This is a genomic window from Siphonobacter sp. SORGH_AS_0500 (assembly GCF_031453245.1).
In the GTDB taxonomy this organism is placed as follows: Bacteria; Bacteroidota; Bacteroidia; order Cytophagales; family Spirosomataceae; genus Siphonobacter.
The window spans coordinates 1,953,833-1,970,598 of the sequence record NZ_JAVIYT010000001.1 but is presented as its reverse complement, the minus strand read 5'-3'; the positions used below and the strand labels follow the sequence as shown (position 1 = coordinate 1,970,598).

Here is a 16,766-nt window from a genome sequence, read left to right as displayed (position 1 = left end):
CACCTGGGCTTTCTCAATAATCCTCTAACCCAAAACAGGACCAGTCTATGAAAACATCTTTGGGTCACTTAACTTATTGCAGCAATATTCACCCCGGCGAACGTTGGGATGACCATTTCGACGCTTTAAAAGCCAGCATTCCCAGCATCCGGCAATCCCTGGCTCCGCACAAACCTTTCGGCATAGGCTTACGAGTGGCAGGTCTGGCAAGTAAGGACTTGTTACTGGAAACCAATCTCAGGCCTTTTCAGGAATGGCTGAAAGATCAGAACGCCTATGTCTTTACCATGAATGGGTTTCCCTATGGCGGTTTTCACGATACCCGTGTCAAAGAAAATGTCCACGCTCCCGACTGGATTCAGCCCGAACGCCGCGACTATACCCTTCGTCTGTTTCAGATTCTTTCGAAGTTATTACCCGAAGGCATGCGGGGCAGTATTTCGACTTCACCCCTGACCTACCGCCACTGGTGCCCGCAGGAATCTACCCGGACGGAAGCCTTTCAGCAGGCGACGCATCATATTTTGGAAGTGGTGCTGGCTTTAATTCAGATCAATCAGGAAACGGGCCAGGTTTTACACCTCAATCTGGAACCCGAACCGGATGGATTACTCGAAAACTCCACCGAGTTCATCGCCTGGTTTAACGATCAGTTACTATTCGACGGGGTTCCTTACCTGGTTCAGAAGGCCGGATTAAACGAAGCCGAAGCCGAGGCAGCTCTTCGCACGCACGTGCAGGTTTGTTACGATGTCTGCCATTTTGCCGTAGAATTTGAGAACCAGACTCAGGCCATTGATCTATTTGAACAGGAAGGCATTGGTATTGGTAAAATTCAGATTAGCTCGGCCCTGAAGGTTGATTTTGAGGATCAAATCGAAGAGAAACTGGAGTTACTCCAACGTTTTGACGAACCTACGTATCTGCATCAGGTCGTAGCTAAACATCAGGATACATTACTCAAGTATCCCGACCTGAACACCGCTCTCTGGGAGGCCGATCCAACCGGACAATGGCGAATTCATTACCACGTTCCCCTATTTCTGGAACAATACGGATTGCTGCAATCGACGCAGCAGGACATTATTCAGGTGCTCAATCGGCAGAAACGTAAGCCTTTTACGGAGCACCTCGAAGTCGAAACCTATACCTGGGGCGTATTACCCTCCGAATCGCAATTACCCATTACGGAATCGATTACCCGCGAAATGAAATGGGTGCTCGATCACATTGAACTCGGCACGCGGATTGATCTTAATTAAGCCCCGACCTTATTGCCTAACTCCTGTTGAAAATCATGCAAAAGACGGTTGTCATTGACGTAGTTGCCCTGAGTCAGAGTGTGATCGGGGAACATACGCCTTTCCTAAGCAATTACCTCAAAACCAGAAATATACAAACCATAACTCCCGTTTTCCCGGCGGTTACCACCACTGCACAAAGTGTGTATGTTACCGGAAAATGGCCGAGTGAAAACGGTATCGTCGGCAACGGCTGGTACGACCATCAGGATGCCGAAATCAAGTTCTGGAAACAGTCGAATCACCTGGTAAAAGGTGAGAAAATCTGGGAAGCGGCCCGCAAAGTCGATTCCAAATTTACCGTTTCCAAGATGTTCTGGTGGTATAATATGTACGCTTCGGCAGACTGGTCGGTTACGCCCCGCCCCCAGTATCATGCCGACGGCGTAAAGGCTCCCGATTGCTATAGCTACCCCCCGGAACTACGAGATCAGTTACAGGAACAATTAGGGCAATTTCCGCTCTTCAGCTTCTGGGGCCCGAATGCGAATATTAAATCAACGCAGTGGATTGCCGACGCTTCCATCTGGGTAGACCAGCGGAATGATCCCACATTAACCCTGATTTACCTGCCGCACCTGGACTATTGCCTGCAAAAATTCGGCCTGGATTTTGATCATATCAAGCAGGAACTCGGTGAAATTGATCGGGTATTAAAGCAATTGATTGAGTATTACCAGCAGAAAAATGCGAAGATTATTCTGCTTTCGGAATACGGTATTAATGATGTGAGTCGTCCCGTTCACCTGAACCGCATTTTGCGGGAAGCCGGGTTAATCTCAGTGCGAACCGAACGTTGGTACGAGTTACTCGACGCAGGTGTATCCGAAGCCTTCGCGGTGTCCGATCACCAGATTGCACACGTGTATGTGAAGGATAAATCGCGAATTCCTTTTGTGAAGCAGTTACTTGAAAAAGTACCGGGCGTAAAGCTGGTATTAGACGAAGCAGGAAAACGCGAGCATCACATCGATCATGAACGTTCGGGAGATCTGGTACTAATGGCTGAAACGGATAGCTGGTTTACCTATTACTACTGGTTAGACGATAAAAAGGCTCCCGATTATGCTCATCTGGTGGATATTCACCGCAAGCCGGGGTACGATCCGGTAGAGATGTTCATGGACCCCAAGAATCCATTCATCAAGCTTCGGGCGGGGTATAAGCTGGCTCGCAAGTTATTAGGCTTCCGGTATCTGATGGATGTCATTCCGCTGGATGCGACGCTGGTTAAAGGTTCTCACGGAGCCATTTACGCTCCTAAAGCATTCCATCCCGTGTTTATCTCGGATCAGCCCACGGGAAAAACTGAAATACTGGCTACCGATGTTTACGATTTAATCTGGCAGCATTTGAATAGCTAGAAGGGGAAACCTTGGCTACTTCATTCCTAACCGCAGTCGCTCGGCTCTGCCGAGTGACCACCTAGCTATAGGCCTCTGGCCGATCTCATTCAAGTACTATATAAGATAAAGCACATACTTATCTATAAAAGCCATAAGCCCGATAGTTAATCGGGCTTATGGCTTTTAAGTGAATAACCGTTAGTATCTACTATAGAGTTGCCAATACCTTTCTCTAAGACTTAAGCTGATAGATCTTCCCTTCAATAGAATAACTCAGGCTTCGGCACCCTGAAGTAAAAGTTTTCCAGGACTGTCTCATCATCCATAAGTAAACATAAGCAAAGCTAACCGCCTTATCTTTTTTTAATTCTTAATCACAAATACTTTTCGTTGATTTTAAGTAGGACCACTAGAAGAACTTCTACGATAGAAATAAAAAGATTTTCTATCGACAAAATTCTAAAATTTCTCTACACAAACACAGCCTCAGCCGTTACCAGGGCTAGTTGACCAGATTTATACTACTATCTGGCAAAATATCAACCCATCCATTCCTGCACTTTTCCTGAATATTGCATCTATTATCCAATGATAATTTTGCATGGATTTATTCCGATCCTCCATTGAAATAAGCATAGATACCTTTCTGTACCCTTTATCCATCCCTGTAATCTATTATTCTATCGCATGAACTAACGCTAGAATCTACATTCATCTACCTCAGGGCGTGATTTTTCACTGACCCGGAGTAGCAATAAATAAGTTAAAATAGCTAGAGCTTACCCCTATTGAACTCCGTTGACTTTTATCCCTGTACAGCAGCGTTTCTGTTTTCCGTATAAATAAGCCCCAACTATCACCCTTAAGACTGTTACAGACACGACCCTTGTTCAACCTGAAAACTCTTCAACTATCCCACCCCCATCAAACAGCAGCCAGGGGCTTGGTAGAATATCCTTATCCTTCCATCATCGTAAACCCGAAAGCTATCGACTGAACATATACATCCTCTCTACCCAGGCTTGAGCTGAGGCTCTCCGATCACCCCTTCCTCGGTAAGCTTCCCAGAAGTTCGGTAGTCTTTTCATCCGGCATAGGCCCATTCCTTAGTGACAAGGGTCTTACACTTTTTCGTAACAAGAGCTCGGTTCTAGCAAAACTCTACTAGCTCTCTGACAGGTAGCTCCCTCATTCATTTATCACCTTTTTTAATCCATTTCATACTACAGTAACCCAACTCAGCAACCATGAGAAAACTTAGAATCACTGCCCTATCAGCCATGCCGCCGATGGCCAGACTGGCCGCACTGGCATAACCCACCAGACAGGAAACCGTGAAAACCCCGGCCGGGGAGGCAATAAACCATCTGATCACCGTATAATGAATGCATTTAAACACAAAAACACGATGAAAAAAATCATACAACAGCTAATCGGTTACGTGGCTGCGATGCTGCTCGTGCTTTCCACCACGAACACATTTGCCCAGTATATCAGTAACCCGAGTTTTGAAACACCAGCCCCCCCCTATGATCATGCTACCGGACATGATCAAGTGGACAGGTGTAAAGATTGGTTTAGACCATCATATGCAAGTTCAGACTATTGGGACAAAGGAGGCCACTTTGTGATGCAAATTTCTCCCAACATCAACGCTGGACCTTATTCATATAAATATGCTCAACATGGCGACCGCCATGTAGGGATGTTTATGGAAACAGATGGTCATAATCAGAAAGAATATGTCGCCACCATGCTTCCTCAGACACTGACTGCAGGTGTTACATATACCATCAAATTCTATACACTGCATGTGTACCAAAGCATGATAGACGATAATGGCAACTTCCAGTCAGACATTGAGTATAGGGACTTACCTACATCACTCCGAGGCTATCTGGGGGTTGGTTTTTCTGCAACTAGTCCCGAAGCAGGTGGTGTATTTTCAGCAACTTTAGGGGGGGTGTTGGATTCATGGAACCCAACTAAGAGGGCCCTGGTTCCGGCAAGTAACCAGCAAGTGTATGGGACAGCAAGCCGCAATACCTGGGTGCCCGTAACCTTGACATACACCGCCGATGGTACGGAAAACTACATGATGGTAGGGCAATTTAATCAACTAACCGCAACCGGACTGAATGGTGGTGTCGTATACTACGCTTTCGATAATTTTTCGATGGAGCCAGCGGCAACTACCCCCGTAGCTACCGGCACGAATCCCACCACCCCGACTGGTACGGGTAGCGTCAGCCTGAGTGCCGCCACGGGTTCCTATCCCGCCAACACGCCTGTAACGGTTACGTATACCAAGCCTGACAACACCACAGGTACCTATACGGGCACTACCGATGGCACAGGCAAGATTACCATTCCCAATTTGCCTGTAGGTACATATCCAGGGTTTGTTGTATCAGTCAATGGTGGTCCCGCGTCCAACCCGTCCAACTCGGTCACCCTGGTTGCACCACCGGCCACACCTGTGCCAACAGGTACGAACCCCACCACACCGGGTGGTACGAATGGCAGCGTGAGCCTGAGCCCCCCTTCCGGTTCATCCTACCCAGCCAACACGCCCGTGACGGTCACCTATACCAAGCCTGACAACACGACTGCTACCTATTCGACTACCAGCGATGGCACGGGTAAGGTTACTATTCCAAACCTGCCGGCCGGTACGTATACTAACTTTACGGTCGCATTTAATGGTGGCCCAGCTTCCGCTCCATCTAATTCGGTAACGCTGGTTGCACCACCGGCCACGCCCGTGCCAACCGGCACAAACCCTACCACACCGGGCGGTACGAATGGCAGCGTGAGCCTGAGCCCCCCTTCCGGTTCATCCTACCCAGCCAACACGCCCGTAACAGTCACCTATACCAGACCCGATAACACGACGGCTACCTATTCAGGTTCCAGCGATGGCACGGGTAAGGTTACTATTCCAAACCTGCCGGCCGGTACGTATACTAACTTTACGGTCGCCTTCAATGGGGGTGCAGCCTCTGGCCCGTCTGGTCCGGTCACGCTGGTTGCACCACCAGCCACACCCGTGCCAACAGGTACAAATCCAACCACACCGGGCGGTACGGATGGCAGCGTGAGCCTGAGCCCCCCTTCAGGTTCTACCTACCCAGCCAACACGCCCGTGACGGTCACCTATACCAAGCCTGACAACACGACTGCTACCTATTCGACTACCAGCGATGGCACGGGTAAGGTTACTATTCCAAACCTGCCGGCCGGTACGTATACCAACTTTACGGTCGCCTTCAATGGGGGTGCAGCCTCTGGCCCGTCTGGTCCGGTAACACTGGTTGCATCTGCAGTAGCCACCGTCGATTGCCCCAAAACACAGATCACCCCAGCTCCCGTGCAAGGTACCCCTAATCAAATGTTCCTGATCGTGACGGCTAACGTCACTACCGCGGGGACGTTCCCCGTTTCGGTTTCGGGTAGTGGATTTAGCCTTTATGGCGTGAACAGTGTTTCTACAACCACGACGGGTGTACAAACCTTCAAAATTCCCGTTCAATACGACGGTTCTACCCTGGGTACCCTTACGTTCAACTTTGGCTCTGGTTCCTGTACAGCCAACCTGAATCAGAACGAGGTAGTCAATACCAATTGTAATACCTGGACCTTGGATAAATGTACGCCTCAGGTAGTTGCACCGGTTCTCAAATAGTACCTGCCCGCTGTAGTAGCTTTTTGCTTTCTTCTTACCAAAGAGAGCCTCTATCACTATTGCTGAACATGTACTTAACCCATTAGACAATGAACCGACTCATCAAACATACCCTCTTTCAGGCTTGGCTGGCGTGGGCTATTCTCCCGCTTTCCGTCCTGGGTCAGGCCACGATCAATCTCAATGATCATGCTCCTACCACCGCTGCTCCCGTGGCGGGGGCTACCCTCAACTGGTATACCGATGCCGCAGCAACCACGCCGGTAGCCAATGCAGCCAGTGCCCCAGCCGGGTTATATTACGCTGCTTACACCTTCACGGGCCTAAATGGCTGCGTAGGTAAATCAATAGCAGCTCCGTTACGCTATGTGACTAAGGCCTGCGGAAGCTCGTCGGTTAATCTGGCCGATTACGTAGAAACTACGGGTATGCCCACAGGCTATACCCTGAGCTACCACTCGGGCGTGCCCGCTTCAGCCAGCAATGAGCTACCCAGCTCTACTGTGAACCCCAGTAGCCTAACTACCTATTACGTAGCCTACAAAAGTAGTTCCTGCTACCATGCGGCCAGCCCCATCGTGGTAGGTTTTGCCTCCTGTACCATCACCATATCAGGAACGGTTTTCTCGGATGGTAATGGCAATGGCCTCATCGACACCGGCGAGATGGGCTCCAACCTGGGTTCTTCCTCCCTCACCGTTTACCTGGTCAATGCCGCCGATCAAGTCGTTGACAAAGCCTCCGTCAACGCCAGCACCGGTGCCTATACCCTCAGCGGTGCCCTCAACACCGCTTACAAAGTCGTGCTGAGTAATGCTTCGGCGGCCAACCCCGGAGATAACGCTCCAGCGGCCTCCCTGCCCAATGGCGGTACCATGCCCTACCTCAACACCCGCGAAAACTACGGCACGAACAACGCCGCCGGCTCCGGCGTGGAAACCCCCAACACCCTTCCCGGTGTAATTGCCGTCAACCCCTCGGGTAATGTCACTACCCTTACCTTCGGTATCAACAGCAAGCCCCTGGTGCAAAACGCCACCGCTGATAGCTCGCCCAATCCCGGCGGGACCCTTCAGGCCGCTCTGGCTAGCTCCCTCTTCACCGGTCAAGACCGCGAAGACGCCCCAGCTGGCTATGCCTCGAACCTGACGGGGCGGAGTGTGATCCTCTATTCCGCCACGGGTGGTACGCTCTACTACAACGGTAACGCGATCACCAGCACCAACCAGACCCTGAGCAGCGGTTCCCTTCGCGTGAGCTCCGTTAACGATGTCTCTGCCATCGCCGGTACCACCAGCATCCCTAACTTTGATCCCTCCAAGCTAAGTGTCGATCCCACCGATCCGGGGGCGACCCAGACCACCTTTGACTATGCCGTCATCGATAATGCCGGCGTGGCCTCCGATCCCAAAACCGTGACCGTGCCCTTTACTGATGCGTCCCTGCCCGTGACCCTGGTCAGCTTCCAGGCTAAAGCGGTCAACACGGTGGCTCAGCTTACCTGGGCTTCTTCGGTGGAAACGAATACCGACCGCTTCGAGATTCAAACCAGCACCGATGCCGAACGTTGGCTGACCCTGGGTCAAGTCAAAGCCGCCGGAGGCAGTACTTCAATGAAGTACTACGCCTTTACTCACGCTCAACCGGCCCCGGGCCTCAACTACTACCGACTCAAGATGATTGACCTGGATCAGACCTTCGCCTTCAGTCGGACCCTTAGCGTTGCCTTCGACAAGCTTATGGCGAGGTCCTTGGTCTACCCCAACCCGGCTACCGACCGCCTCCAACTCGGCGGAGTCGAGCCAAGTAGAGTTAGTAAAGTCGAGCTCATCAATGGGCAGGGCCGAGTCCTCTACTCGGCCCCGGAGTGGAGCCCCGAGGGCTTGAAGGTCACGGCCTATCCCAGCGGCGTCTACCTGCTCAAGCTTTCGCTCTCCGACGGCTCGGCTCATACTCATAAAGTACTCATCGCCCGCTAGGGGAAAGCAAAGAGATCCTTAGATTTTTGTCTAGTTTTTTCACCTTTCCAGTATCCAGAGCCTCGTCGTTTCGGCGGGGCTCTTTTTGCGGGCTTGGTTCACTCAAAACCCCTTTTCGCCAACAATGGCGTTTCGCCCCCAGCCCGCTAAGAAGCCAAACCGTAACCTGTTTATCTATTTTTCTTTAAACCCCCGCCCCGCTTGCCATCAAACTTTCATTAAAACCCCATTTTTTAAACCTAGACAAGATTTTAGTACTAGTTAGGCAATTTTATCCCTATTCCCTTCTAAAAAAATGCTGGAACATTGTCTCACGTTTAAAAGGGCCTTGCCTGATTGCTAGGCTCTACTCACCCAACGATTGATTGCTCATCCCCAACCCTACTTATTTTTTTCATCATGCCTGGCTATTCCTCTCTCCTGCCTCCCCTCACCATTGCCATCCTCGACAACCGGCCCATGTTCACCAGCGGACTGAAACAGGCTCTGGAAAGGGAGGCCCACTCCGTGCTCGAAGCCAGCGACTGGGCCGAGCTCGAAGAAAAGCGAAGCGATACTCCTTTGGACCTGCTCTTGTTTAGTGCCCATGCCTGCTCCGATCAGCAGATCTCCCTGCCCCTGGACTCCTTTCGCCTCCACAACAAATCCTGTAAAGTGGTCATGTACGGCTACCGTAATCCCATTAGCTCGCTGCTGCCCTTTTTTCACGGACGAATCCAGGGCTACCTGCCCGAGACTTTTACCCCCATCGACCTGGAGGCCTGCCTCCGGCAGCTCCAAAGCGACCAGCTCTACATCAATACCGACCTGGTCTATGACCTGCTCTTGACCCGGCTTGCTGACCCCACTAAAAAAACCGTCATCCTCAGCCGCATGGAAAACACCGTCGCCGACTACCTGTTGAAGGGCATGAGCATTTCCAAAATTGCCGAGCTCATGAACCGCAAGGCTCCCACCATCAGCACCGTCAAGAAAAATATCTTCCGCAAAACCAACGTCGATAACATCCTCGACCTGGCCAGAATCCTCAAACCTCACTAAATACCGCTTGGCAATCACTCTGCTCTACCAAGCGGTTATCAAAATAAAGGCTGGTGGGAACACCAGCCTTTATTTTGTTATTATAAATAAATTACAAATAATAATTTCAATAATTATAAATTATACTTATCATTGTCATCGGTTACCTGTTCCTCTACTTCTATTTATTGAGCTATGGCACAAATCAAAGCTTATCTAATGTTTGGCGGTAATTGCCTGGAAGCGATGACTTTCTATAAGCAATGCTTCGGTGGTGAATTTGATTGTATGACTTACGAAAACTCGCCGATGCCTATCCCGGATGATGTTAGATCGAAAATCATGCATTCGCGGTTAAAAAATCATTCACTCGAACTGATGGCGGCAGATGACGTACAGCACAAATCGGTTCATTCAGGCAATATGGTTACTCTGAATGTCACCTGTGGTTCGCAGGAAGAGATCAAGCGAATTTTCAAAGGCTTGTCTCAGGGTGGGCGTGTGACGATGCCTTTACAGGATACCTTCTGGGGTTCGAAATTCGGAACCCTGACGGATAAATACGGCATCAAATGGATGCTTAATTGCGATTAAACCTCTAATTACCTTGATACGAAGTTCTGGATAGCGACTGATTAGTCGCTATTTTTTTTATTCAATAACTACATAAAACAATCATTTTGTCTACATAACTGATTTTTTGATCTGTTTTTATATACATTTGATCAAAATTTACAGCCATGGGTATGAATGATTACCTCAAAGGTCGCGGAGCTCAGCTCAATACGGCCAATCGATTTTTGAAACAGCGTTTGGAAGCAGAACCGGATGAGGAAATACAGCCTTCGCCGCAAACGCAATTTTTTACCGAAACGCCAAAGAAAATCATCAGTACGTTTTCGAGCCCTGACTTACCCATCGGCAAATCCATCAATCCCTATCAGGGTTGTGAGCACGGCTGCATTTATTGTTATGCCCGTAACTCGCACGAATACTGGGGCTTTTCAGCCGGACTTGATTTTGAGACAAAAATCATGGTGAAGAAAAATGCGGCACAGTTGCTGGAAGAACAGTTTCTCAGGAAAAGCTGGGAACCCGCCCCCATTGAGTTATCAGGAAATACGGATTGTTACCAACCCGCCGAAAAGAAATTCGAGTTAACCCGAAGTTTGCTGAAGGTGTTCCTGAAGTATCGAAATCCGGTGGGAATGATTACCAAAAATGCCCTCATTCTAAGGGATATTGATTTGTTAAGCGAGCTGGCCGCTCATCGGCTGGTTCACGTCTACATTTCCATTACCAGCCTCAACGAAAATCTGCGGCAGGCGATGGAACCCAGAACGGTAACGGCTCACAAACGTTTGCAGGTAATCGAGCAGTTAACCGCGGCAGGTGTGCCCGTTGGCGTTATGTCGGCCCCGATTATTCCGGGGTTGAACGATCAGGAGATTCCTAAAATTCTGGAAGCTGCTGCTCAGGCCGGAGCTTTGACGGCGGGTTATACCATCGTGCGACTAAACGGAGCCATTGCTGAGTTATTTGAAGACTGGATTCATAAAACCTTTCCCGACCGGGCCGAAAAAGTATTAAATCAAATTCGGGATTGTCACGGCGGACAGTTGAATGACAGTCGCTGGAATGTTCGGATGATGGGGGAAGGAAAAATAGCTGAGCATATTCGACAATTACATCGCATTTCGCTGCATAGGTACATGGCCCAACGGGTAATGCCTCCCTATGACATTACTCAATTCCGTAAGGATGGCATGCAAATGAAGTTATTCTAACTAAAAAAGGCCACAAACTTCCGTTTGCAGCCTTTCCCATAAAATCTAAGATAATTACTTAGGAACAACGTAGAAATTCAGGTAAGAACCTGCTGGTAACGATTGCCCAAAAGCTTGTGCTCTTGCCACAATTAATGCATCAATTCCGGTAGGATTTGTTACGTTAATATTGTATTTGAATGTAGCACTATTAGCTGTCACAGGATCTGCTACGTAAGTCAAGGTCGCTCCAGTCGAAGTAACCATGGTAATCGTTTTGTTGTCAGAACCTAATGTCCACGTTCCTGTTTCAGGTTGTGTAGAGCTTGGGTCTAATGAGCTTCTTTCAAACTTACCGTCGCTTTTGAATGTCACGTAAAATGTACCTAAAGCATCAATTAAATTAGTAGTACTTCCTTTAGTGTACACATTAAGCGTAATTCCCGCTGGAGTTTTCCCCTCCACTTTTTGAGCTTGCCAGCTTTTGGTAAGATTTGCTTTTACTGTTGCTGACGAATCCGTTTCGTTATCCTTCTTGCAACCAAAAACTAAAGCGGCTGATAAAGCCAGGAACATTAAGCTCTTTTTCATCTAATTTTTTGTTTCGTTTGTGGGGGATTGGAGATCAATCGCTAGCGAACTGAAAAGACTTCCTTTCCGGGGTTTGAGTTTAGTATGTACGTAAAAAGCTTTGAAATAGCTTTAAGGCTACCCTATTCAGTTAAAAACCTCATAAGACAGTCGATTGACGACCAACCTTTCAGGTCTTTAACGTTTGGTTGAGCCCGCTTATTGAATGGGTTAGTGGGCTTCCAGCCAATTTTGTCCAACGCCCATGCCTGTTTCCATTTTCACAGATAACGGTAAGGCATGAACCATCAAATCATTAACCCTTTCCCGGAGGTACTCTAGTTCGCTTACATGTGCGTCGAAAACCAATTCGTCATGCACGGTGAGAATCATGCGGGATTTCAGTTTTTCTTTTCGGATAAAATCCTGCACTTTCACCATGGCGACCTTCATAATGTCCGCAGCCGAACCCTGAATGGGAGCATTAATGGCGTTACGCTCGGCATACCCCCGATCCGTCTGATTACCGGAGTTAATGTTTGGCAAATAACGGCGACGACCTAAAATGGTTTCGGCAAAGCCCGTTTCGCGAACTTTACTGATGCTTTCATCCATGTATTCCTTAACCGCCGGAAATTCACGGAAATAGTTATCGATCAGTTCTTTAGCTTCCGTCCGAGATACCTCTACCTGCTGTGAAAGTCCAAAGGCTGACACGCCATAAATAATACCGAAGTTTACCGTTTTGGCTTTCCGCCGCATGTCTGAGGTAACCTCTTCCAGCGGCACATGGAATACCTTACTGGCTGTGGCCCGGTGAACGTCCAGTCCTTTGTTAAAGGCGTCGGTCATGCTGGCGTCGCCCGAGAAAGCCGCCATGATGCGTAACTCAATCTGCGAATAATCGGCAGAGAGAATAACGTGATCGGCATCGCGGGGAATAAAGGCTTTTCGAATTTCCCGACCTCTTTCCGTCCGAATCGGAATGTTCTGCAAGTTTGGATTCGTGGAAGAAAGCCGTCCCGTAGCCGTCACGGCCTGATTAAAACTGGTATGTAGCCGTCCCGTTTTGGGAGAAATAAGAGCCGGCAAAGCATCGACGTAAGTGGATTTTAATTTCTGCAACTCACGGAAATCCAGAATCTTACGTACAATTTCATGCTTGGACTCCAGACTTAGCAGGACATCTTCCCCCGTCATGTATTGACCCGTTTTGGTCTTTTTCGCTTTAGGGTCAAGATGCAGTTTTTCGAATAGAATTTCTCCTAATTGCTTCGGGGAGGAAATATTGAACTCTTGTCCGGCCAGCTCCCAGGTTTTTTGCTGCGTGTCCCGAAGGTCGGTATCGAGTTGATGGGAAAGCTCGCTCAGGAAGTTTAAATCCAGCCGAACCCCTTCCGATTCTACCTCAGACAGCACCCGGGCCAGCGGCATTTCCACTTCTTCAAATAGCGAAACCAGTTTCTGATTCTGTTTGAGTATGGGATTTAAGACTTCCTTCAGTTGCAGGGTAATATCTGCATCCTCAGCGGCGTATTCCTTGATTTTTTCCAAGTCAACGTCCCGCATATTCCCCTGATTCTTGCCTTTCTTGCCAATCAGTTCTTCAATGGCAACGGGTGTATAATTCAGATACGTTTCGGCCAGAATGTCCATACCATGCCGTTTTTCCGGCTCAATCAGGTAATGGGCCAACATCGTATCATAGAGCTTTCCTTTTACCTCAATGCCGTAGTTGGCCAGAACGGTCAAGTCGTACTTGATATTCTGAGCAATTTTCTCGACTGCTTCGTTTTCAAAGACCGACCGAAAATCTTCTACAATGGCCTGAGCCTCTTCCTGATTTGTGGGAACAGGGACGTAGAACGCCTCCCCTACGCGATAGGAAAAGGATATACCGATTAATTTCGCTTCGATGGCTGACAGATCGGTGGTCTCCGTATCAAAGCAGATCGCCTCCTGTACATTCAGGTAATGAGCCAGCGACTGGCGTAATTCGGGCGTATCGATTAACTGATAATCATGAACCGTATCGTGAACGGTTCGGCGAACGGTGGAAGTTTCCCATTGCGTAGCGACTTCCGCACTTGCTACTTCCGTTACGGGGGCGGCTCCAAACAGATCCATCTGAGCCGTGGGAGCTTTGGCTTTGGGTGCTTTCGCAGCAGGCTCAGGGGAGGGTGTTTCATCGCCTAACATCCGTTTGCGAAGCGTTCTGAATTCCAGTTCGTCCAGTAAAGCTGACAGCATTTCCCGATTGGGTTCGCAGATTTTCAGAGCTTCCGCATCAAACTCAATCGGCACGTTTTGCTCGATTAACGCCAGTTCTTTCGATAATAAGCCCTGCTCCGCAAACGTGCGTACATTTTCCGCCATCTTGCCTTTTAACTGGTCAACGTTCGCAATTAGGTTTTCAACGGAACCATATTCGGCAATCAGCTTTACCGCCGTTTTTTCTCCAATGCCCGGAATGCCCGGAATGTTATCAACCGCATCGCCCATTAGGCCCAATAAGTCAACTACCTGATCGACATTGGTAATGCCCCAGCGTTCACAAACCTCTTTGGGACCCATGATCTCGACATCCTTACCCATAAAGGCAGGTTTGTAAAGCTTTACGTGCTCCTCCACTAACTGACCATAGTCTTTGTCGGGAGTCATCATAAATACCTCAAAATCGCCAACGGCTGAAGCTTTTTTTGCCAGCGTTCCGATGATGTCATCTGCTTCGTACCCATCCAGAATCAGAACCGGAATGCAAAGGGCTTCACACAAACGCTTCACGTAAGGAATGGCAATGGTAATATCTTCCGGCTGTTGCTGACGCTGAGCTTTATAAGCCTCAAAACGCGTGTGCCGAAAGGTGGGTTTGGGAGTATCAAAAGCAACGCCCAGGTGCGTTGGATTTTCTTTACGGATAACTTCTAATAAGGTGTTTGTAAAACCAAAAACGGCACTGGTGTTCATGCCGGAGGTGGTAATACGGGGAGTTTTGGCGAAAGCGAAGTGTGCCCGGTAAATCAGGGCCATCGCGTCCAGAAGAAATAGTTTTTTCATGCAATCGCTGCGTTTCTGGCTTGCAAGTTAAGGTATCCCAAGCCGCTTTCAGTTATATAGATGGGAATGAATTTCGTGAGGCTTTGGTGATCTTTTTCAGAAAAGAAGGGGTTCTGCCCTTACCTATCTTTTATTCGAATGAAAAATACCCACCAAATCCTTGCCATTTCTGGCAGTTTACGTGCTGCTTCAGTTAATAATCAGATTTTAGAGAAACTCTCCACTCAGATTCCGGCAACCATTACCTGGAATAGTTATAAGGAATTAAAGCAGATCCCAGCTTTCAATCCTGATTTACAAGTATTACCGGAGTCGGTTGAGCGTTTCAGAAATCAGTTATTACAGGCCGATGGTATTCTGATTTGTACGCCTGAATACGTATTCGGTATTCCCGGATCACTCAAAAATCTACTGGACTGGACGGTCGGTTTTTCATCGGGCGAATGGGCCGAAAAACCAACCGCTTTGATTACAGCCTCAACTTCGGGTGAAAAAGCTCATGAATCACTTCAGTTTATTCTGAATGTATTAGGAACGCAGATTTCTGAAGAGACCAGCGTATTAATTTCCAACGCTCGCAAGCGATGGAATGATGCGGCTGTCGAACAGCAATTAACTTCCGTTTTAGATACATTGATTCAGCATATACAGAAGCGATAAAGTCAAAGAAAAACCCCGACCAGCAGGCCGGGGTTTCGTAGTAATGATCGGGAAGCCTTACTTCTTCGGTAATGCCTCCACGTGTATATCTTCAAACTTAGTAACCCCACAGGAACCACAGCCTTTCGCACAACCGCCCGACTTTCGCAGGCTAAACTGCTTTCTGAACTGATTACCCATGTAGGCTAAAGCTCCCAGAAATAAAAGGATAATGATAGCGGTTTCCATAGTCTTCTTAATTTTTCAGACAACGTTCAAAAGGATTCTTTTTGTTCAGAAAAAGGTAATAATCTTCAAACACCTCAGAATTCAAACCTTTTCAAACCCGATTACTCTCCTAAACTTTCCCGAATCATGCGAACCAGCTCGTCATGCACCAGGCCGTTCGAGCTGATGATTTCGCCGTTGGCCAGGTAACTGTCGCCGCCTTTCATATCGGTTACTTTACCCCCTGCTTCTTCCACCAGTAACACCCCAGCCGCAATATCCCAACTATTGATGTTATACTCAAAATAACCTTCAAACCAGCCCCGAGCGGTATATGCCAAATCCAGAGCCGCCGAACCGATGCGACGGAACCCGTGCGATTCGCGGGTGATTTTCAGAATCATGTCCATGTACGCATCCGTTTTCTGATTCTGGCGGCTGGGGAAACCACAAGCCAGCAGGCTATGACGAATTTCGCTTACTTTCGAAACCACCAGTTGTTGCTTGTTCATCCAGGCTCCGCCGTCTTTCCAGGTATAGTACATTTCATCGCGGAAAGGCTCGTAAATTACGCCTGCTACGGGTTTACCACCCTGCAATAAGCCAATACTCGTACAAAACTGCGGATAGGCGTGCAGAAAGTTAGTCGTGCCATCGAGCGGGTCGATTACCCACACCAGATCCTGATCTTTGGCCTGCTCTACGGTGCCTTCTTCGGTAATGAATCCTGAACCCGGAATCAGCCCCGATAACCCTTCTACCAGACGCGTTTCAGTTTCTTTATCGACGTAGGAAACCAGATTAAAGTTCTCGCCATATTTATGCTCAATTCGGGTAGAATCAAAATGTTTCAATTCGGCTAACATGAACTCCCCGGCAGCTTTGGCCAACTTGGTGACTTCCAGGGTAATTTTCTCAAAACTCATAGGGTATCGTGATTTAACAATTGCTTGCGGCGTGTCTTTAAGTTCTTGTCATTATTTAATGATAGATGGTTCAGTTGTAAAACCTGAATATCAATCCATTAACAACCGCAGCGGCGGCCGCTAAAAATAATTAACTATTTAGTATCGCTGGTAACGAATCATCCATCGACTCGTTTGTAAAGACAAAGTAACGATTATTCAAATGAACCTGCCCTTTCCGAATCGTATTAAGTTAAAACCAGGTATTGT

13 protein-coding genes are annotated in these 16,766 nt (G+C 48.3%); 8 read left to right on the top strand and 5 right to left on the bottom strand.

Annotated elements, in window-relative coordinates; genetic code table 11:
• Window positions 1–47: 47 nt before the first annotated feature.
• Both eboE and QE357_RS08110 read left to right on the top strand, forming a co-directional pair.
• The gene (gene eboE / locus QE357_RS08115; RefSeq protein WP_309706632.1) at window positions 48–1,262 is read left to right on the top strand and encodes a metabolite traffic protein EboE; all 1,215 of its coding nucleotides are present in this window, start codon (window positions 48–50) and stop codon (window positions 1,260–1,262) included.
• A gap of 35 nt (window positions 1,263–1,297) precedes the next feature.
• Window positions 1,298–2,665, top strand: a complete 1,368-nt coding sequence (locus tag QE357_RS08110; protein WP_309706631.1) for an alkaline phosphatase family protein — start codon at window positions 1,298–1,300, stop codon at window positions 2,663–2,665.
• A 1,174-nt stretch (window positions 2,666–3,839) separates the two neighbouring features.
• On the opposite strand, the gene QE357_RS08105 is transcribed toward QE357_RS08110, so the two are convergent.
• Window positions 3,840–4,022, bottom strand: coding sequence for a hypothetical protein (locus QE357_RS08105; RefSeq protein WP_309706630.1), 183 nt, complete (start codon window positions 4,020–4,022; stop codon window positions 3,840–3,842).
• A 33-nt stretch (window positions 4,023–4,055) separates the two neighbouring features.
• Between QE357_RS08105 and QE357_RS08100 the strand changes: the two genes are divergently transcribed.
• The 5 genes from QE357_RS08100 to QE357_RS08080 all read left to right on the top strand — a co-directional run bounded on the left by QE357_RS08100 (window position 4,056) and on the right by QE357_RS08080 (window position 11,118).
• Complete coding sequence (locus QE357_RS08100; RefSeq protein ID WP_309706629.1) at window positions 4,056–6,332, top strand: hypothetical protein; 2,277 nt, start codon at window positions 4,056–4,058, stop codon at window positions 6,330–6,332.
• 89 nt (window positions 6,333–6,421) lie between these two features.
• Complete coding sequence (locus QE357_RS08095; protein WP_309706628.1) at window positions 6,422–8,311, top strand: T9SS type A sorting domain-containing protein; 1,890 nt, start codon at window positions 6,422–6,424, stop codon at window positions 8,309–8,311.
• A 399-nt stretch (window positions 8,312–8,710) separates the two neighbouring features.
• Window positions 8,711–9,352 carry a LuxR C-terminal-related transcriptional regulator gene (locus QE357_RS08090; RefSeq protein ID WP_309706627.1) on the top strand — a complete coding sequence of 214 codons (642 nt, stop codon included), beginning with the start codon at window positions 8,711–8,713 and terminating at the stop codon, window positions 9,350–9,352.
• Window positions 9,353–9,526: 174 nt separating this feature from the next.
• Window positions 9,527–9,925: a VOC family protein gene (locus QE357_RS08085; RefSeq protein ID WP_307142673.1), complete on the top strand. Its 399-nt coding sequence runs from the start codon at window positions 9,527–9,529 to the stop codon at window positions 9,923–9,925.
• Between the two features lie 152 nt (window positions 9,926–10,077).
• Window positions 10,078–11,118: a PA0069 family radical SAM protein gene (locus QE357_RS08080; RefSeq protein ID WP_309711345.1), complete on the top strand. Its 1,041-nt coding sequence runs from the start codon at window positions 10,078–10,080 to the stop codon at window positions 11,116–11,118.
• Window positions 11,119–11,172: 54 nt separating this feature from the next.
• Here QE357_RS08080 and QE357_RS08075 read toward each other — a convergent pair whose 3' ends face one another.
• Window positions 11,173–11,688 (bottom strand): hypothetical protein, encoded by a 516-nt coding sequence (locus QE357_RS08075; protein WP_309706626.1) that lies wholly within the window; start codon window positions 11,686–11,688, stop codon window positions 11,173–11,175.
• Between the two features lie 210 nt (window positions 11,689–11,898).
• Complete coding sequence (polA, locus tag QE357_RS08070; RefSeq protein WP_309706625.1) at window positions 11,899–14,724, bottom strand: DNA polymerase I; 2,826 nt, start codon at window positions 14,722–14,724, stop codon at window positions 11,899–11,901.
• 138 nt (window positions 14,725–14,862) lie between these two features.
• Here polA and QE357_RS08065 point away from each other — a divergent pair, with 138 nt between their 5' ends.
• On the top strand, window positions 14,863–15,384 hold the full coding sequence (locus tag QE357_RS08065; protein WP_309706624.1) for an NADPH-dependent FMN reductase: 522 nt from the start codon (window positions 14,863–14,865) through the stop codon (window positions 15,382–15,384).
• 57 nt (window positions 15,385–15,441) lie between these two features.
• Here QE357_RS08065 and QE357_RS08060 read toward each other — a convergent pair whose 3' ends face one another.
• Window positions 15,442–15,612 (bottom strand): FeoB-associated Cys-rich membrane protein, encoded by a 171-nt coding sequence (locus tag QE357_RS08060; protein WP_106635670.1) that lies wholly within the window; start codon window positions 15,610–15,612, stop codon window positions 15,442–15,444.
• A 101-nt stretch (window positions 15,613–15,713) separates the two neighbouring features.
• Window positions 15,714–16,517: an inositol monophosphatase family protein gene (locus tag QE357_RS08055; protein ID WP_307142668.1), complete on the bottom strand. Its 804-nt coding sequence runs from the start codon at window positions 16,515–16,517 to the stop codon at window positions 15,714–15,716.
• Between the last annotated feature and the right edge of the window lie 249 nt (window positions 16,518–16,766).